The 16,762-nt window shown below is 66.7% G+C and carries 18 protein-coding genes; 14 read left to right on the top strand and 4 right to left on the bottom strand.

Annotation, left to right across the window (positions count from 1 at the left end; all coding sequences use genetic code 11):
- The first annotated feature begins 95 nt into the window (after positions 1-95).
- Both FHW97_RS16510 and FHW97_RS16505 read left to right on the top strand, forming a co-directional pair.
- Positions 96-1,859 carry a transferrin-binding protein-like solute binding protein gene (locus tag FHW97_RS16510; RefSeq protein WP_168352502.1) on the top strand — a complete coding sequence of 588 codons (1,764 nt, stop codon included), beginning with the start codon at positions 96-98 and terminating at the stop codon, positions 1,857-1,859.
- Positions 1,860-1,907: 48 nt separating this feature from the next.
- Positions 1,908-2,435 carry a hypothetical protein gene (locus FHW97_RS16505; RefSeq protein WP_022675093.1) on the top strand — a complete coding sequence of 176 codons (528 nt, stop codon included), beginning with the start codon at positions 1,908-1,910 and terminating at the stop codon, positions 2,433-2,435.
- Positions 2,436-2,604: 169 nt separating this feature from the next.
- On the opposite strand, the gene FHW97_RS16500 is transcribed toward FHW97_RS16505, so the two are convergent.
- Entirely contained in the window at positions 2,605-5,067 is a 2,463-nt protein-coding gene (locus tag FHW97_RS16500; RefSeq protein WP_107716994.1) for a DNA translocase FtsK 4TM domain-containing protein, read from the bottom strand.
- Between the two features lie 92 nt (positions 5,068-5,159).
- A complete protein-coding gene (locus tag FHW97_RS16495) occupies positions 5,160-5,693 on the bottom strand; it encodes a thiamine phosphate synthase (protein WP_253941838.1) in 534 nt (177 codons plus the stop codon).
- A gap of 22 nt (positions 5,694-5,715) precedes the next feature.
- On the opposite strand from FHW97_RS16495, the gene FHW97_RS16490 reads away from it, so the two are divergent.
- A complete protein-coding gene (locus tag FHW97_RS16490; RefSeq protein WP_107716995.1) occupies positions 5,716-6,381 on the top strand; it encodes a YggS family pyridoxal phosphate-dependent enzyme in 666 nt (221 codons plus the stop codon).
- Positions 6,382-6,525: 144 nt separating this feature from the next.
- Positions 6,526-7,848, top strand: coding sequence for a diguanylate cyclase (locus tag FHW97_RS22380; protein WP_108338589.1), 1,323 nt, complete (start codon positions 6,526-6,528; stop codon positions 7,846-7,848).
- A gap of 25 nt (positions 7,849-7,873) precedes the next feature.
- Here FHW97_RS22380 and pyk read toward each other — a convergent pair whose 3' ends face one another.
- Positions 7,874-9,331: a pyruvate kinase gene (pyk, locus tag FHW97_RS16480; RefSeq protein WP_022675851.1), complete on the bottom strand. Its 1,458-nt coding sequence runs from the start codon at positions 9,329-9,331 to the stop codon at positions 7,874-7,876.
- A gap of 95 nt (positions 9,332-9,426) precedes the next feature.
- On the opposite strand from pyk, the gene FHW97_RS16475 reads away from it, so the two are divergent.
- Positions 9,427-9,765 (top strand): DUF1244 domain-containing protein, encoded by a 339-nt coding sequence (locus FHW97_RS16475; protein ID WP_168352500.1) that lies wholly within the window; start codon positions 9,427-9,429, stop codon positions 9,763-9,765.
- A 151-nt stretch (positions 9,766-9,916) separates the two neighbouring features.
- A complete protein-coding gene (locus FHW97_RS16470; protein ID WP_022675853.1) occupies positions 9,917-10,153 on the top strand; it encodes a DUF2312 domain-containing protein in 237 nt (78 codons plus the stop codon).
- 39 nt (positions 10,154-10,192) lie between these two features.
- Here FHW97_RS16470 and FHW97_RS16465 read toward each other — a convergent pair whose 3' ends face one another.
- Positions 10,193-11,014, bottom strand: coding sequence for a CPBP family intramembrane glutamic endopeptidase (locus tag FHW97_RS16465; protein WP_171799284.1), 822 nt, complete (start codon positions 11,012-11,014; stop codon positions 10,193-10,195).
- A 38-nt stretch (positions 11,015-11,052) separates the two neighbouring features.
- Between FHW97_RS16465 and FHW97_RS16460 the strand changes: the two genes are divergently transcribed.
- The 8 genes from FHW97_RS16460 to FHW97_RS16425 all read left to right on the top strand — a co-directional run bounded on the left by FHW97_RS16460 (position 11,053) and on the right by FHW97_RS16425 (position 16,494).
- Positions 11,053-11,796, top strand: a complete 744-nt coding sequence (locus FHW97_RS16460) for a YebC/PmpR family DNA-binding transcriptional regulator (protein ID WP_022675855.1) — start codon at positions 11,053-11,055, stop codon at positions 11,794-11,796.
- 151 nt (positions 11,797-11,947) lie between these two features.
- Positions 11,948-12,424: a crossover junction endodeoxyribonuclease RuvC gene (ruvC, locus tag FHW97_RS16455; protein ID WP_062787601.1), complete on the top strand. Its 477-nt coding sequence runs from the start codon at positions 11,948-11,950 to the stop codon at positions 12,422-12,424.
- A 49-nt stretch (positions 12,425-12,473) separates the two neighbouring features.
- On the top strand, positions 12,474-12,974 hold the full coding sequence (locus FHW97_RS16450) for a nucleoside deaminase (RefSeq protein WP_253941844.1): 501 nt from the start codon (positions 12,474-12,476) through the stop codon (positions 12,972-12,974).
- Positions 12,975-13,019: 45 nt separating this feature from the next.
- Positions 13,020-13,637, top strand: a complete 618-nt coding sequence (gene ruvA / locus FHW97_RS16445; RefSeq protein WP_062787604.1) for a Holliday junction branch migration protein RuvA — start codon at positions 13,020-13,022, stop codon at positions 13,635-13,637.
- Positions 13,637-13,930 carry a type II toxin-antitoxin system ParD family antitoxin gene (locus FHW97_RS16440; protein ID WP_253941837.1) on the top strand — a complete coding sequence of 98 codons (294 nt, stop codon included), beginning with the start codon at positions 13,637-13,639 and terminating at the stop codon, positions 13,928-13,930. Before ruvA ends, FHW97_RS16440 begins: the two co-directional genes overlap by 1 nt.
- Positions 13,923-14,234: a type II toxin-antitoxin system RelE/ParE family toxin gene (locus FHW97_RS22240; protein ID WP_168352498.1), complete on the top strand. Its 312-nt coding sequence runs from the start codon at positions 13,923-13,925 to the stop codon at positions 14,232-14,234. The genes FHW97_RS16440 and FHW97_RS22240 overlap by 8 nt, the downstream gene beginning before the upstream one ends.
- Complete coding sequence (ruvB, locus tag FHW97_RS16430; RefSeq protein ID WP_168352497.1) at positions 14,231-15,289, top strand: Holliday junction branch migration DNA helicase RuvB; 1,059 nt, start codon at positions 14,231-14,233, stop codon at positions 15,287-15,289. Before FHW97_RS22240 ends, ruvB begins: the two co-directional genes overlap by 4 nt.
- 248 nt (positions 15,290-15,537) lie before the next feature.
- Entirely contained in the window at positions 15,538-16,494 is a 957-nt protein-coding gene (locus FHW97_RS16425; RefSeq protein WP_253941836.1) for a PEP-CTERM sorting domain-containing protein, read from the top strand.
- Positions 16,495-16,762 lie beyond the last annotated feature (268 nt).

Genomic DNA, 16,762 nt, shown 5'->3' with positions numbered 1-16,762 from the left:
CAAGTTGGATCTATCCTGTTTTTGACAAGGATCAAATCATGGTGCGCGCTGGTCTCCAACGGTGTTGCAGAGCGACACGGTATTCGGCACTTGCGTTGGCGGTTCTGCTCGCCGCGTGTGGCGATGGCGGTGGCGTTGCCAGCACGAACTCTCCCAACCCGCCGCCTTCTCCCCCGCCCAAGCCGACCAACGACGATCTGGTGGGCAGCCTGGTCAGCGAGGCCTTCGTCAACGATGCAAAAACGCAGACGGCCTATCAACCGATCACGTCCGCCCAGCCGAACACGGTTACAAGCAAGCCTTTGACGATCGAATACAAGGCATCCACGCAGACCTACACGATTGCCACGCAAGGGCGGACACAGGATTTCGGACCGGCGCAAAAGGATGCCACGCTCAGCAATGCCGCAGCCACGGTTTACAAGCGCAGCGAAGGCGCGCTGACGGAGACACTGTCGCTCAGCACGAATACGACCGATCCCGGCACGCCCGACGCACCCCTTTTCCGCTATGTCGGTGCCGGCCTTTGGCAACGGACGCAGACCGATGGGCCGAACGCCACAACGACCATGGACTATTTCACCTATGGCGTCCCCACGCCCGCATCGGCCATGCCGACCACCGGGACGGCCACATTCGGCGTGCGCCTTGATGGGCAGGCCGGCTATCCTCAGCAGAACTATGTGCTGACAGGCGGCGGTCGCTTCCAGGTGGATTTCGCCACCGGCGGCCTGGTTGGCAGTGGCACGATCGATCGTTACAGGAATAGCCTGTATGAAGGCACTTTAAACTGGACGTCACAGGCAAAGCTGAAAGCAGGTAGCACGACGTTTTCCGGCAGCTTCAACTTCGGCGCGCGGCCGGGGGCGATCGACGGCCGTTTCTATGGCCCCCATCATGAAGAGTTCGGCGCGGTCTGGAACACCAACCTTTACGACAACGTGGTGGCGAGCGGCACGATCCTGGGCCGCGACACCGCGACGATGCCATCCAACAATGGCCTGGCGAACCTGGTAATCAACGAAGACCTGGGCGGGGCAGCCGTGGCCGTCAGCTATGGCCGCTCGACACGGTGGGACCAGCAAAACCTGACAACGCGCTCGTTGTACATTACCTATTCCGAAACGCAGAAGGCGCTGACGATACGTGCCGGGATCGACGGATATTCAGGAAATCCACGTGCGCTCACGCCCGCGATCCGCGACGCGGCGCACAGCGACGCCACGTACGATGCCTATTCCGTTACGGCGCAAGCGAGTTCGTTGAGCGCGGGCACGCTGCGCGTTTCGCGCCCCGGCCCCAGCAATCCGCTGATTGCGTTGACCTATACCGGCTTTGGCACGTCTGAAACGGTATTGGCACCGTCGCAATCCTCCACATTCCCCTACACCGATTTCGCCTATGGCTTTGGCGAGGCGACGCCGGCTTCGGCGGTGCCGAGCAGCGGCAGCGCTACATACAATGGCGTGATCCTGGGCTATTCCGGGGTCCCGTCTGATGGCAACACCCGGCCATATGCGATCAGCGGAGACGCGCGCATGGCCTACAACTTCGGCGCGGCAACCTTGACCGGCACGCTCAACCCCGTGGCGACAGACCGCGATACCGGAACGTCCTACGCGCTTGGCGCCTATGCTTTTTCCGGCACGGGCGACGCAGGCAAGGCAACGTTTGCGGGCACCTTTGACAAAATCATCAACCTGCCATTCAGCGGCGACACCCGCGGTTCGATCAAGGGGCAGTTCACCGGTCCGCATGCTGAAGAATTCTATGCGACCTGGCTCATTGGGATGCGCGATCCCAAGGGTGGCAGCAATATTCCCGTGGGCGGTGTGATCGTGGGCAAGCAGGGCAAGTGATCCAGTCCCCCTTTGCCTAGGACCGCTTTGCGCCTAAGGGCCGCGGTCATGACCGCATCGCTTGCCCTGACCCGCCTCTCGCGCCTGATCGCCGCCAGCCATTCGTGGGAAACCGCGCGCACGTTCAAGGCGTGGAGCCCGAGCGAGGACGACAAGGCGCTGATGGCCACCCGCGCGCAGGACGTGCTCAAGGTCATGGCGGGCAAGGACGTGACCGCGCCGATGCTGGGTGCCGCCTATGCCGTGCACCTGGCCCGTGCCCTCGATGCGCCGATCATGGTGGTCGAAGGCACGCTGAGCGTGGCGGGCGAAGTGGTGGCCGATGACCATGGCTGGGTAATGATCGGGCCGTGGGTGGCCGACATGGCGCTGTTCTCACGCGCCTATGCGCCCGACGCGCCGCCGCGCCTGGCTGCCCATGTGCTGCGGGCGTTTGGCCCCAACAAGGGCCTGTTCTGCGATGCCTGGCGCCGCACTGCCCGCCTCGGCCTGGGCTATGACCCGCGCCGGGTGTTGACCGAGGCAGAGGTGACCGCGCTGGTCGGCGAGGCGACCGTGGCGCTGCGGGCGGCCTGAGAGCCCCTCCACCACCCGCTGTGCGGGCGGTCCCCCTCCCCGTCGGTGACGGGGAGGATCTATGGCCCGACAGCATCCCCAACGGGTAACAAGCCTTTTCCCAGGCCGTTCGCCCTGAGCTTGTCGAAGGGCCATTGCCCGGTGACCGGGCATTGCAAGCCATCCGGGGTTACAGCGGGTTGCCGTCCTTGTCGCGATAGATCTCGCGGCGGCCGACGTGGTTGGCCGGGCCGACCAGGCCATCCTGCTCCATGCGTTCGACCCACTTGGACGCGGTGTTGTAGCCCACGCCCATCTGGCGCTGAATCCAACTGGCCGAGGCCTTCTGGCTTTCGAACACGAGCTGGCAGACCTGGCGATACTTGCGGTCTTCGGGATTGTCGGAGGTGTCGAGTTCGTCGAAGCCGTACGAGCCTTCCTCGGGTTCCTCGGTGACCGAATCGACGTATTCCGGCTTGCCCTGGCCACGCCAGTGATCGGCCACGCGCTCCACTTCCTCGTCGCTGACAAAGGGGCCGTGGACGCGTTTGATCGGGTCGGTGCTGGGCTTGTAGAGCATGTCGCCCTTGCCAAGCAGCTGTTCGGCGCCCTGTTCGCCCAGGATCGTGCGGCTGTCGATGCGGCTGGTCACGGCAAAGGAAATGCGCGTGGGCAGGTTGGCCTTGATCACGCCGGTGATGACGTCGACCGAGGGGCGCTGCGTGGCCATGATCAGGTGGATGCCGGCCGCGCGGCTCTTTTGCGAGAGGCGCTGGATCAGGACTTCGATTTCCTTGCCGACGCTGACCATGAGGTCGGCCAGTTCGTCGACGATCACCACGATCTGCGGCAGCACCTGGTATTCGAGCTGCTGTTCCTCGAACAGTTCCTCGCCGGTCTCGGGATCGAAGCCGACCTGGATGCGGCGGCCGAGCGGCTTGCCCTTGGCCTGCGCGGCGCGGACCTTTTCGTTGAAGCCCGACAGGTTGCGCACGCCGATCGACGACATCTGGCGATAGCGCCGCTCCATTTCCTCGACCGCCCATTTGAGCGCGCGCACGGCCTTGGCCGGCTCGGTCACCACGGGCGAGAGGAGGTGCGGGATATCGTCGTAGGACTTGAGTTCGAGCACCTTGGGATCGACCAGGATCATGCGGCACTGCGCCGGGGTAAGCCGATAGAGCAGCGACAGCAGGATGCAGTTCAGGCCCACCGACTTGCCCGAGCCGGTGGTGCCGGCCACCAGCAGGTGGGGCATGGTGGCCAGATCGGCCACGATCGGTTCGCCGGCAATGTCCTTGCCCAGGATGATCGGCAAGAGGCCCTTGGCATTGACGAACTTGTCGCACGCCACCAGCTCGCGGAACGAAACCATGTCGCGGATCTGGTTGGGCAATTCGATGCCCATCACGGTGCGGCCGGGAATGGCCGAGACGCGTGCCGACACCGCGCTCATGTTGCGGGCGATATCGTCGGCCAGGCCGATCACGCGGCTGGCCTTGATGCCGGGCGCGGGTTCGAGTTCGTACATCGTCACCACCGGGCCGGTGCGCACGGCGGTGATCTCGCCCTTGACGTTGAAATCGTCGAGCACGTTTTCGAGCAGGCGCGCGTTGCGTTCCAGCGCGAGCTTGTCGATCTTGGGCTGGGCCGAGGCGGGAATTTCCTCGAGAATGTCGATCGCGGGTAGCGCGAACTTGTCGAACAGGTCGCTTTGCCGCGCCTGCGCCTTGGCCGCAGGCGCAGGGGTGCGCTGCGGATCGCTGATCTCGGTCGGGCGGCGCGGTGCGGCAGCATCGGCCGGGATCACCGGGGCGCGGGTGTCGAACGGCGGCGCGTCATCATCGGCACCATCGTCATCATCGGCGAGCAGGGCATCACCGGCGGCTGCGGCCTTGGCCTTGGGCGCGCGGCGCTGGCGGGCCGGGGCGCCATCGGCCGCCGCCTCACGCGGAGTGCGGCGCAGGAACGCCGGAATCGACAGCAACCGCGCCCAATCGAGCGCAAAGACGCGCCCGGTGAGGAACAGGCCGCCGCCAAAGGCGAGCAGCGCGATGGCCAGGATGATCCAGCCCTGCGCCACCGGCACCAGGCCAGCCAGCGCGCGCACCCCGGCCGCGCCGAGCAGGCCGGTGGCGCCGCCAAACCCGGCCGGCAGGCTGCCACCCGGGCCGGTGAACGCCAGCGCCAGCGCCGTGCCCGACAGCATCATCGCCACCGACAGGCCGAGCGACAGGCGCCACCAGGCCGGTTCGGGCGCTGGCGCTTCTTCATCCTCGTCCACGTCGATCAGGTCACCGGCGGCGTCCCACAGGCGGCGGGCAAACACGAACAGCAGCGGCACCAGCAGGCCGCCGGGCAGGCCGAACAGCACCAGCACGCGTTCCGCCGCCCAGGCGCCGGGCAGGCCCATCCAGTTGTCCACCGGGCTGCCCGAGGCGGTGCTGCCGGAAGGATCGGTCTGGGTATAGCTGACCAGCGCCAGCGCGAGGAACACCATGGCGCCGAACAGCGTGGCGCCGCCGATCAGTTCGAAACTGCGGCGGAAGCTGCGCCGCAACACGGCGCGCCAGTTGGGGTTGCCCCGGCCAGGGCCGAGTTTCCCGCCGCCAGGCGCGGTCGAACGGTTGGGGGTGAGTGCCCGCGAAGCCATGATGCTGAATATTCCCTTCTGGCGCCATCATCGCCCCAAGCGCTGCCGGGGTCAAGAATCGCCCGCGAAAACCCACGGAATTGCGCGGATTTTCACGACAGTCCGTCGATCGCGGCCCAGCCCTGCACGGCGCCCCTTGACGGCAGGCGGCGCGCGGCGGCGCGGTTCATCCCGCCCAGCGCCAGGACCGGCACCGGGCTATGGCGCGCCAGCAGCAGGAAGCGCACCATGCCCAGCACCGGCGCGCCGGGATGGCTGCGCGTGGGCAGTACCGGAGACAGCAGCACGGCATCGGCACGCGCACGCGCCGCCGCCGCGATTTCGCGCAGGGAATGGGCCGTGGCCAGGCGCAACCCGGATTCGCGCCCCAAGCCATCTGGCGCGCCATAGCGCCCCTGCCCGCCCCGGCCGCAGCGCGCGCCCGCCGCGATCAGCGCCACGCCGCGCGGTGCCGCCAGGCGGCGCAGCGCGGCCCAGCGCCGTCGGCGCGCCTCGGACGCCAGGTGATAATGGCGGAACACCAGTGCACTACCGCGCGGCAGGCGCGCCAGGGCGCGGGCCAGCACGGCATCGTTGCGCGCATCGCTGAGCAGGACCAATCGCGGCACGGGGTAGCGCTTTGCCATGACGACGCTATAGCACCGCGCCATGACCGGACCAGAGCATACCCCGCTTGAAGACATTCGCGCCCGCATCGCCCAGGCCGCGCGCATTGCCCGCCGCGCCCCTGCCGACGTGACGCTGGTGGCCGTATCGAAAACCCACCCGGCCGAGGCGATCCGCCCGCTGATCGCCGCCGGCCAGACCGTGTTCGGCGAAAACCGCGTGCAGGAAGCCCAGGCCAAGTGGGCGCCGCTGCGCGAGGAGCATGCCGGGCTGGAATTGCACCTGGTGGGCCAGCTGCAATCGAACAAGGCCGATGAGGCCGTGGCGCTGTTCGATTGCATCCATTCGCTCGATCGCCCCTCACTGCTGACCGCGCTGGCCCGCGCGATGGACAAGACCGGCCGCCGCGTGCCGCTGTTCGTGCAGGTCAACATCGGCGCCGAAGAGCAGAAGGGTGGCTGCGCCATCGCCGATCTGCCTGCCTTGCTGACCGAGGCGCGCGCGGCCGAGCTGCCGGTGATCGGGCTGATGTGCGTACCCCCGGCGGGGATCGAGGCCGCGCCGTTCTTTGCCCTGCTCGACAAGCTCGCCGCAGACCATGGCCTGGCCGGCCGATCGATGGGCATGAGCGACGACTTTGAAACCGCGATCCAGCTGGGCGCCACGCATGTGCGCGTCGGCTCTGCCCTGTTTGGCGCGCGCGGCTGATCATCGTTAGCGTCCTGCGCCGCCCATCATAGGCATTCATGCGCAGGCGCGCGTTCAGCCTGCTCCACCTGCCCTGTCCGTAAGAATGGCCGTGCCCGGCATCCCCCGGGACGGTGCAGGTTTCGGAACGGGAGCTTTCTGAGCGTGGTGGACGAGCAAGCGCCATTCCTGCGTCGGCTGCGCCTGCCGGAATGGCGCGGCACCACGCGGCAGCGCCTGGGCCTGATGTATAATGGCGCGATCGCGCTGCAGCTGCTGTCGATCGCCCTGGTGGCGGTGCACGAAATGCTCGACCGCTGGCAGCCTGGCGGCAACGACATGCTGCTGGTGCTGGCGCTGGGCTTGCAGGTGGCCGTGGCCACATCGCTGCTGGGCTTTCGCACGATCCTGATCACCCATCACAACCACGAACAGCACATGCGCGCGGATTCAGAGGCAGCGCGGCGGCGCACCGCCGAACTCTTTGCCATGACCGACATGTTGCAGGCCGCCGAAACCAACGAGGAAGCCGGCGCCGTCCTGATGGTCACCGCGCGGCGCCTGCTGGGTGGGCACGGCGCGGCGCTCTATGTGCTCAACAATTCACGCGATCGGTTGGACCTGGCGCGCCAGTGGGACTTGCCGGATGGCTATGTCGCACCCGATTCGTTGGCGCCGAGCCACTGCTGGGCGTTGAAGCGCGGCAAGGCGCACGTGAATGCGCCGGTCGAAGGCGGGCTGTGCTGCTCGCACCATGGCGGCGACAATGCCGTGCTGGAAATCCCGATGATGGCCGGTGGCCAGGTGCAGGGTCTTCTGGTGCTGGCGCGCAGCGATGCGCCAGTGGCGCTGGCGGGGGGCGAGGAACTGGCCAACTTGCGCCACCTGGGCACGGCGCTGGCGGATTCGATGTCGCTGGCTTTGTCCAACATCGCGCTGCGCGATCGGCTGCGCACCCAGTCGCTGCGCGATTCGCTGACTGGCCTCTATAACCGGCGCTATATGGAAGACACGCTGGAGCGCCTGATTGCGCTGTCGCAGCGATCGGGCAATCCCACCGCAGTGATCATGATCGATCTGGATAACTTCAAGGAACTCAACGACAGCTATGGCCATGCCAAGGGCGATGCGGTGCTGCGCGATGTGGCGGCGCAGATCGTTGGCGCACTGCGCCCCACCGACGTGGTCTGCCGCTATGGCGGGGAAGAGATCATCGCCATCCTGCCCGATTGCGCGCTGGCCGATGCCGTGGCCAAGGCCGAGCAGATCCGCCTGCGCGTGCTGGGCGTGACCGATATCCAGGGCTGCCCGGTCAGCGCGTCGCTGGGCGTGGCGGCCATGCCGGAAACGTCCGTCAGGGGCGAGGAACTGATCCCCGATGCCGATGCCTCGCTCTATCTGGCCAAGGCATCGGGCAAGAACTGCGTGTTCGCGGCCGAGCGCGTCACCTCGGGCCTGACAGTGGCCCGGGTGACGGACAAGACCTGAACGCGCCAGGTCTTGTCAGGGCTGCTCAGTCGGCCTGGTGCTGCTTGAGTTCGTCGCCGGTGAGGGTGACGACATGCAGCAGGTTGGTGGCCCCCGGCGTGCCGAACGGCACCCCGGCCAGCGCCACCAGCTTGGACCCGGCGGTGCCGAAATCGTGGCGCAGGGCCATGCGCTTGCCCTTGGCGATCATTTCCTCAAAGCTGCCGATGTCCTTGGTGGCAACCGCGTGGGCGCCCCACAGCAGGCCGACCTTGCGCGCGGTCTTCTGGCTGGGCGTGAGCACCAGCATCGGCACGCCCGGCCGTTCACGCGCCACGCGGCGGGCGGTGGAGCCCGAACCGGTGAACACGATGATCCCCGAGATCGGCAGCGTTTCAGCGATCGAGGCGCAGGCCTGGGCCAGCGCGTCAGCCGTGGTGGGATCAGGCAGCGTTTCGATGAAGTGGACGCGGGCGGCATAGCCGGGATCGCTTTCCACCTGCACGGCGATGCGGTTCATGATGCTGACCGCTTCTTCCGGCCAGGCGCCGGCGGCGGTTTCGGCCGACAGCATGACCGCGTCGGCACCGTCATAGACCGCGTTGGCCACGTCCGACACTTCGGCGCGGGTGGGCGTGGGCGCCTCGATCATCGATTCGAGCATCTGCGTGGCCACGACCACCGGCTTGCCCTGGCGGCGCGCGCTTTCGACGATGCGCTTTTGCAGCGGCGGCACTTCTTCGGGGTTGAGCTCGACGCCCAGGTCACCACGGGCGACCATGATGCCGTCGGACAGTTCGATGATCTCTTCCAGGCGCGAGATCGCGGCCGGCTTTTCGATCTTGGCCATGAGCGAGCCATAGCCGCCCATCAGGCGGCGCGCCTCGGCCACGTCTTCGGGGCGCTGCACGAACGACAGGGCGATCCAGTCGGCGCCATGCTCCACGGCGAAGGCCAGGTCGCGACGGTCCTTTTCGGTGAGCGCGGGCACCGGCACCACCGCGTCGGGCACGTTGACGCCCTTGCGATCGGAAATCACGCCGCCCACTTCGGCCGAGCAAAGGATTTCGCTCTCGCTGGCGCGGATCACGCGCAGGCGCAGCTTGCCATCGTCGATCAGCAGGCGCTGGCCCTTTTGCAGGATGCCGAACAGTTCGGGATGGGGCAGGCAGACGCGGTTTTCATCGCCCGGCTCGGGATTGCGATCGAGCGTGAAGTGGCCCGAATGGCGGATGACGGCGCGGCCTTCCTTGAAGGTGCCGACGCGCAGCTTGGGCCCCTGGAGATCGCACAGCACGGTGATCGGGCGCTTTACCCGTTCTTCCAGCGCGCGGATATTGGCGATGGTTTCGGCGTGGATGGCGTGTTCGCCATGGCTCATGTTGACGCGAAAGGCATCGGCACCGGCCAGGAAAAGCTTTTCCAGCATTTCCGGGGAACGGCTGGCCGGCCCCACCGTTGCGAGGATCTTGACCTTGCGTTCGCGCTTGTCAGGCTGGCCCATGGTGCAAAAAACTCCTCTTCACTATCGAACCCGGCAGGCTTTCATTCGGCCTGCCCTATGGCCTATGCCGGGGCAAAACCCAAGGGATGATAACCATGGATACGAATGCTTCGACCGGCCAAACCACCCATTCTGGCGCTGATCCGCTCGATCAACTCGATGATGCAGTGGCCGCGGCTGCCTTTCGCCACCTGGTGCGCCATTTGCGCCACCGCCACGATGCCCAGAACATCGATCTGATGGGCCTGGCGGGCTTTTGCCGCAATTGCCTGGCCGACTGGATTATCGAGGCCGGCGCCCCGCTGGACAAGGCTGCCGCGCGCGAGGCGATCCACGGCCTGCCCGCCGATGAATGGAAGGCCCGCTACCAGAGCCCGGCCACGCCCGAACAACTGGCGCGGATGGAAGAGAGCATGAAGCGCAACCCGCGCTGACACCGGCCAGAACCCGGACACAACCCGGCTTGCGCGCGACAGCGGCGCAATCTTTCCACAGGATCGGCTTTGCCAGCGTGGGCGTGGGCGGCTATTTGCCCGCGGCTGAAGGCCGCAACGGCCGCCCACACAGAGATTCGGAGCTTATCCCATGGCCGACGCCGCCGACGACCGCCTGCGCCTCTTGATCGAGCGCATCGAACGCCTGGAAGAAGAAAAGAAGGGCATCGGCGACGACATCAAGGATGTCTACAGCGAAGCCAAGTCGGCCGGCTATGACGCCAAGATCATGCGCCAGATCGTCCGCCTGCGGAAAATGAAGCCCGACGATCGCCGCGAAATGGAAGCGATTCTCGACGTTTACAAGAACGCCCTGGGCATCGACTGAGCGCCAGGGACTGAGCAACGCGGCGCTTGGCCGCCCCGCTCACTGCACCAGGAATGCCACGGTTACCGCCGCCAGATTGCCCAGCGCGTGGGCAAGCATGGCGGCGGGCAAGCTGATCCGCACACGGATGAAGCCGAACACCAGCCCGGCCCACAGCTGCGGCAGCACCATCGGCACCAGCGCCAGCGTGATGCGCGGATAGTTGCTGAGGTGAAACAACGCGAAGACCACCGCGTGCAGCATGAACAGCACCGGAAACGCCGCGACGAACCACGCCGGGGTTTCCCGCCGGCGCAGCACGAACCAGCCCAGCGCCGCACCCAGCACGCCCAGCAGCAACAGCAGCAGCGCCACGGGGTGGGCCGCGCCATCGCGCACCGTCCATAGCGCGGCAGCCGCTACAACCAGCCCCGCGATCAGCGCGAGTGCGCGGGGCCGGCCCGAAAGCCAGCCCCGGAACACACATTCCTCGGCCACCGGGGCCAGGAGGGTGACGGTGGGGAGCAGCAGGGCGGGCGGCACTTTGCCAAAGGCGTCGGGTGAAGGCAGGCCCATCGCCCGCTGCCACAGGTGCAGAACCAGCGCGAGCACCAGCAGCCCGGCCAGATAGAGCCCGGTCGCCCCGCGCCACAGCGCCCAGCTTTCCGCGCTGCCCAGACCCATCGGGCGCGTCCAGCGTGGATGGCGCAGGAAGTGGGCCAGGGATTGCGCAGCGGGCAGGGACAGGCGGACCATGGCAAGGGCCATACCGCGCCAGCGGTTAACGCCGCGTTTGCCGATCTGCTCCGGTTGCTGGGCCGCCCCGTTGTTGGCCAGGCGCGCATTGCCGTTTTGCGCCGGTTGGTCTAGGGGCCGTGGCAAACCCCAAGTTCCCACCATCAGCCGCAAGAAGCAGATCCATGGCAGGCCATTCCAAATTCAAGAACATCATGCATCGCAAGGGCGCGCAGGACAAGAAGCGCTCGGCCATGTTCTCCAAGCTCTCCCGCGAAATCACCGTCGCGGCCAAGATGGGCATGCCCGATCCGGACATGAACCCGCGCCTGCGCGCCGCGATCAACGCCGCCAAGGCGCAGTCGATGCCCAAGGACAACATCCAGCGCGCCATCGACAAGGCGAGCAAGGGCGATGGCGAGAACTATGAAGAAGTGCGCTACGAAGGCTATGGCCCGGGCGGCGTGGCGATCATCGTCGAGGCGCTCACCGACAACCGCAACCGCACCGCCACCAACGTGCGCACCGCCTTTGCCAAGAACGGCGGCAACCTGGGCGCTTCGGGCGCGGTCAGCCATGGCTTTGAACGCCTGGGCCTGATCGAATATCCCGCCAGCGTGGGTGACGAGGAAAAGGTGCTGGAAGCCGCGATCGAAGCCGGCGCCGACGACGTGGAATCGGATGACGATACGCACCAGATCTGGACCGCGATCGACAACCTCCACCCCGTCAGCCGCGAGCTGGAAAAGGCGCTGGGCGAAGCCGAAGCGGTGAAGCTGGCGTGGAAGCCCAGCCTCAAGACCACGGTTTCGGCCGATGACGCCGCCACCCTGCTCAAGCTGATCGACGTGCTGGACGACGACGACGACGTGCAGACCGTGTGGGGCAACTATGAAATCCCCGACGACGTGATGGAAAAGCTGGGCTGATCAGGCCCGTGGCAGTGCGCGCTGGCGATCGATCCTCCCCCTCGCAGAGGGGGAGGTGGCGGCCGTCAGGCCGTCGGAGGGGGCTCCCCCTCCACCACGCGCTGCGCGCGCGGTCCCCCTCCCCCGCAATGCGGGAGAGGGTCTTGCAGTCATGATCATCCTGGGCATCGATCCCGGCCTCACCTGCACCGGCTGGGGCGTGGTGGCCAAGTCTGGCAGCCGGCTCAGCCATGTTGCCAATGGCCAGATTCGCACCGATGCCAAGGCCACCATGGCGCAGCGCCTGGTGGAACTGGACGCAGCGCTGACCGATGTCATCCTGGTCCACCGGCCCGACGAAGGCGCGGTGGAAGAAGTCTTCGTCAACGTGAACCCGCAATCCACGCTCAAACTGGGCCAGGCCCGCGGCGTTGCCATGCTCAGCCTGGCACGATCGGGCATGCATGTGGCGGAATATCCCACCAAGGTGATCAAGAAAGCGCTGGTCGGCACCGGCGGCGCGGAAAAGCAGCAGATCCAGCACATGCTCAAGATCCTGCTGCCCGGCGTGAAGCTGGCCGGCGAGGACGCCTCTGACGCGCTGGCCGTGGCGATCACCCATGCCAACATGCTCGGCAGCCACCGCTGATCCCGAACGGGCACGGGAACGCCAGCCCTCGCGCGGCGTAGCGTTCTTCATGAACATCGCCGCCACCGACGAAGCCTGGATGGCCCGCGCCATCGCCCTTGCCATCCGCGAAAAGGGTGATGATCCGGCCAATACGCCAATCGCCGCGCTGGTGGTGCGCCACGGCAGCCTGGTCGCTGGCGCGGTTAACCGCACGGTGGAACGGTGCGATGCGACCGCCCATGCCGAAGTAGAAGCGCTGCGCGCGGCCGGCCAGGCGGTGGGCGACATGAAGATCGACGGCGCCACGCTTTATACCACACTGCAGCCCTGCGGCATGTGCACGATGGCGGCGATCTGGGCCGGAGTGACGCGCATCGTCTATGGCGCCGGGCGCGACCAGGTGCACGAGATGTATTTCGAGGACCGCCACCTTTCGACGGTCGATTACATCCGCGATGCCTTCAAGGATGACCTCTCGCTTGAAGGGGGTGTGGCCGCGCACGATTGTGCCAAGCTCTATTACGGCCCCGACGATGCCGTGCCCGAGGATCAACAGGCCAATACCTGAACCCTGGTTGCGCGCGGGAAAGTTCCCTGCCATAGGGAACAAACCATGATCGCCAAATTGACCGGCATGCTTGACGACACCGGCCCGGACTGGGCGATCATCGACGTGAACGGCGTCGGTTACCTGGTGCAATGTTCCGCCAAGACGCTCACGCACCTGGGCGTGCGCGGCGACAAGGTGGTGGTGCACACCGAAATGCAGGTGAGCGAAACCGACCAGCGCCTGATCGGCTTTGCCAGCGCGGGCGAACGCGCGTGGTTCCGCCTGCTCACTGCCGTGCAGGGGGTGGGATCGAAAGTGGCCCTGGCCATTCTCTCCGCCCTGTCGGTGGAGGAATTGCAGCGCGCCTGCGCCGGTGGCGATGCTGCGATGGTGGCCCGCGCCAACGGCGTCGGGCCAAAGCTTGCCAGCCGCATCGTCAACGAACTCAAGGACAAGGCTGGGGGCCTGGCCGGCATGACCGGCGGCCTGGGCGTAGCGGCAGAGGCAGATGTTGCGCTGCCGGCCGGCTCGGCCAGCGCCGACGCGATTTCGGCCTTGCAGAACCTGGGCTTCAAGCCCGCCGTGGCCGCCAGCGCCGTGGCCTTTGCGATCAAGGACCTGGGCGAAGACGCCCGCCTCAACGACCTGGTGCGCGTGGCGCTCAAACGGGCGACGGGGTGATGAACTTGGACAACGGCCCGATGGACCTTTATAGTCGACGCATGGCCCAGCTGAACGTCTCGATGCCGCCAGCGCTGCGGCAATGGATCGACGCCCGCGTGGCGGAAGGGCGCTATTCCAGCGCCAGCGACTACGTGCGCGATCTGGTCCGGCGTGATCAGGATGCCGCCATCGATGATGTGGAATGGCTTCGCGTCCTGGTTGCGGAAGGCCTGGCGTCGGAAGTTCTGTCCGACAGCCCGGACGATATCCTTGCGCAGATCATGGCCGAACATCCCTCTTCTCGTGGCTGACGTACGGCTGACGGCACTGGCCCGCCAAGACCTTGTGCGCATGCGCGAATATGGCAACGTGGAATTTGGCGGGGCCTTGGCTGATGCCTATTTCATGAGCATTGCCGGCGCGTTCGATCTGCTGGCACGGCATCCCGAAGCAGGCCCGGCCCGGCCAGAGCTGGGCGATCACATCCGCTGTCTCTCGCATCGGCGCCACCGCATCCTTTACCGTTTCAATGGCGCGCAAGTGCTGGTCGTGCGCGTATTGCATCACGCGATGGACGTGCCGCGCGCCTTGCGCCGAAAGTCCCCTCACCCATGACCGAAAACCCGCTCCTTTCCGCCCAGGCCCAGGCCGAAGACCTCGACGCTGCATTGCGGCCCAAGACGCTGGCCGAGTTCGTTGGCCAGGAGTCCGCGCGCGAAAATCTCAAGATCTTCATCGAGAGCGCCAAGCAGCGGCGCGAGGCGATGGACCATGTGCTGTTCTTTGGCCCGCCGGGCCTGGGCAAGACCACGCTGGCGCAGATCATCGCCCGCGAGCTGGGGGTGAATTTCCGCGCCACCTCTGGCCCGGTGATTGCCAAGTCGGGCGATCTGGCGGCGCTGCTGACCAACCTCGAATCGGGCGATGTGCTGTTCATCGACGAAATCCACCGCCTCAATCCCGTGGTCGAGGAAGTGCTCTATCCCGCGATGGAAGACCGCGCGCTGGATCTGATCATCGGCGAAGGGCCTTCGGCACGATCGGTGCGGATCGATCTGCCGCCCTTCACCCTGATCGGCGCGACCACGCGGCAGGGCCTGTTGCAGACCCCGCTGCGCGATCGCTTTGGCATTCCGGTGCGCCTGCAGTTCTATACCGTGGCCGAACTGGAACGCGTGGTGACGCGCGGCGCCACGCTGATGGGCGTGGGCATCGATAGCGAAGGCGCGCGCGAGATTGCCAAGCGCGCGCGGGGCACGCCGCGCGTGGCCGGGCGCCTGCTGCGCCGGGTGCGCGATTTTGCCCAGGTGATGGGCGATGGCACGATCACCCGCGCCCTGGCCGACCAGGCGCTGACCCGGCTGGAAGTCGATGCGCTGGGGCTCGACCTGCAGGATCGGCGCTATCTCATGATGATCGCCGATATCTACAAGGGCGGCCCGGTGGGGGTGGAAACGCTGGCCGCCGGCCTTTCGGAACCGCGCGACACGATCGAGGAAGTGATCGAGCCCTATCTGATCCAGCTGGGCCTGGTGGCCCGCACGGCGCGCGGTCGCTGCCTTAACGATCGGGCCTGGCAGCATCTGGGAATCACCCCGCCCACGGCGCAGATGCCGGGCGGCCTGCCCGGCACCCTGCCCGGCCTGTTTGACCCCGGCGGCGGCGAATAGGCAGGTTTGCCTGTCGGAATCGACAACACCCGGGCCGGCAAAAGTTCCAGATTGGGACAGAGTTAACACACCGGCGCGAAAAGTGACGAAATATGGCCCGCTGCCGTGCCGATTTCAGGTTAACGCGATGGACGCTGCCGCTATGATCTGCGTTGTTCATCTGCGGGAAAGGCCGGCAGCCACCTGTTAAGTGGTTTCTGCTAGGCCGGCCCCGGGATTTAGCGAGAGCAACGATCATGTCGGTTAGGATGGCATTGGCAAAACTGGCGGCCTGCGCGGCAGGCGGCGCAGTTCTGGGTGGGGGCGCGGTGCACGTGTCCGAAGCGCCATCGACCGGCGAGATTCACCACACCAAGCCGATCAAGATCAAGCAGGCCAAGCCGCGCCGCGTGGTGCGCCGCGCGCCACCGCACGTGGTGCACCGCCAGCGCAAGATCGTCACCACGGCCACCACCAAGGTGTGCGATCCGCCGCAGCAATATGCCATGGCGCCGGTGCCCTACATGGCGCCCCTGCCGCCCCAGGCGCAGGGCGGCGGCGGTAGCGGCGTGCCGGTGGTGATCGGCGGCGGCCCGGTGGGCGGCTTTGGCGGCGGGTTCTTCGGCGGCTTCTTTGGCGGCAGCGGCGGTGGCGGCGGCAACGTGGTGGTATCCTCCACCAGCACCGGCTCCACCTCTACCTCGGGCGGCTCCAGCTCGACCTCGGGCGGATCGACCTCCACCTCGGGTGGCTCGACCTCCACGTCGAGCGGCAACGTCTCCACCTCCAGTGGCAATGTCTCGACCTCGTCGGGCAGCGTATCGACGTCTTCGGGCAGCGTTTCCACCTCGAGCGGGAACGTGAGCACCTCGTCGGGCAATGTCTCGACCTCTTCCGGCAACGTCAGCACGTCGTCTGGCAACGTCTCGACCAGTTCCTCCACCTCGACCTCGTCGGGCAATGTCAGCACGTCGTCCTCGACGAGCAGCAGCACCTCCTCGTCGACGTCGTCCTCCACCTCCTCGTCGACCTCCAGCTCGACGAGTTCCTCCAGCTCCACCAGTTCGTCCAGCTCCACCTCGTCTTCGTCCAGCGGATCGACGAGCAGCGGGACGACCACTGGCGGCACCGACGTGCCCGAACCATCGATGGTTCTGCTGTTCGGCGCCGCAGCCGCCGCGCTGGTTGCACGCCAGCGCTGGGGCCGGAGCCGCAAGCCGGCTTGAAACCACGGTCAAGCCCGGTTCTGTCGGGCTCCACGGAAGGGGCGGTCTTCGGGGGGAGGCCGCCCCTTTTTCGTGGGCGTAATGGCCCCGCCACCACCGCTTCGCGGTGGTCCCCCTCCCCGCCTGCGGGTAGGGAGGATCGGCAAAATCCTCCCCATCATCGATGGGGAGGGGGACCGCCGGCGCAGCCGGTGGTGGAGGGGCCAGGTCACCCCCGCACCAACGAAAAAGGGCGGCCCCGGTGGGAGCCGCCCTTCTTGCATTCCGG

Origin of the sequence: Novosphingobium sp. SG754 (assembly GCF_013149315.1) — a bacterium.
Classification (GTDB): domain Bacteria; phylum Pseudomonadota; class Alphaproteobacteria; order Sphingomonadales; family Sphingomonadaceae; genus Novosphingobium; species Novosphingobium capsulatum.
Note: the sequence above shows the minus strand (reverse complement) of the source record. Positions and strands in the feature narration are given on the sequence as shown.

Excerpts from the sequence above, each read along its gene's own strand:
- FHW97_RS16505 (WP_022675093.1), top strand. The coding sequence starts at position 1,908 with ATGACCGCATCGCTTGCCCTGACCCGCCTCTCGCGCCTGATCGCCGCC.
- FHW97_RS16500 (WP_107716994.1), bottom strand. The coding sequence starts at position 5,067 with ATGGCTTCGCGGGCACTCACCCCCAACCGTTCGACCGCGCCTGGCGGC.
- FHW97_RS16495 (WP_253941838.1), bottom strand. The coding sequence starts at position 5,693 with ATGGCAAAGCGCTACCCCGTGCCGCGATTGGTCCTGCTCAGCGATGCG.
- FHW97_RS16490 (WP_107716995.1), top strand. The coding sequence starts at position 5,716 with ATGACCGGACCAGAGCATACCCCGCTTGAAGACATTCGCGCCCGCATC.
- pyk (WP_022675851.1), bottom strand. The coding sequence starts at position 9,331 with ATGGGCCAGCCTGACAAGCGCGAACGCAAGGTCAAGATCCTCGCAACG.
- FHW97_RS16475 (WP_168352500.1), top strand. The coding sequence starts at position 9,427 with ATGGATACGAATGCTTCGACCGGCCAAACCACCCATTCTGGCGCTGAT.
- FHW97_RS16470 (WP_022675853.1), top strand. The coding sequence starts at position 9,917 with ATGGCCGACGCCGCCGACGACCGCCTGCGCCTCTTGATCGAGCGCATC.
- FHW97_RS16460 (WP_022675855.1), top strand. The coding sequence starts at position 11,053 with ATGGCAGGCCATTCCAAATTCAAGAACATCATGCATCGCAAGGGCGCG.
- ruvC (WP_062787601.1), top strand. The coding sequence starts at position 11,948 with ATGATCATCCTGGGCATCGATCCCGGCCTCACCTGCACCGGCTGGGGC.
- FHW97_RS16450 (WP_253941844.1), top strand. The coding sequence starts at position 12,474 with ATGAACATCGCCGCCACCGACGAAGCCTGGATGGCCCGCGCCATCGCC.
- ruvA (WP_062787604.1), top strand. The coding sequence starts at position 13,020 with ATGATCGCCAAATTGACCGGCATGCTTGACGACACCGGCCCGGACTGG.
- FHW97_RS16440 (WP_253941837.1), top strand. The coding sequence starts at position 13,637 with ATGAACTTGGACAACGGCCCGATGGACCTTTATAGTCGACGCATGGCC.
- ruvB (WP_168352497.1), top strand. The coding sequence starts at position 14,231 with ATGACCGAAAACCCGCTCCTTTCCGCCCAGGCCCAGGCCGAAGACCTC.
- FHW97_RS16425 (WP_253941836.1), top strand. The coding sequence starts at position 15,538 with ATGGCATTGGCAAAACTGGCGGCCTGCGCGGCAGGCGGCGCAGTTCTG.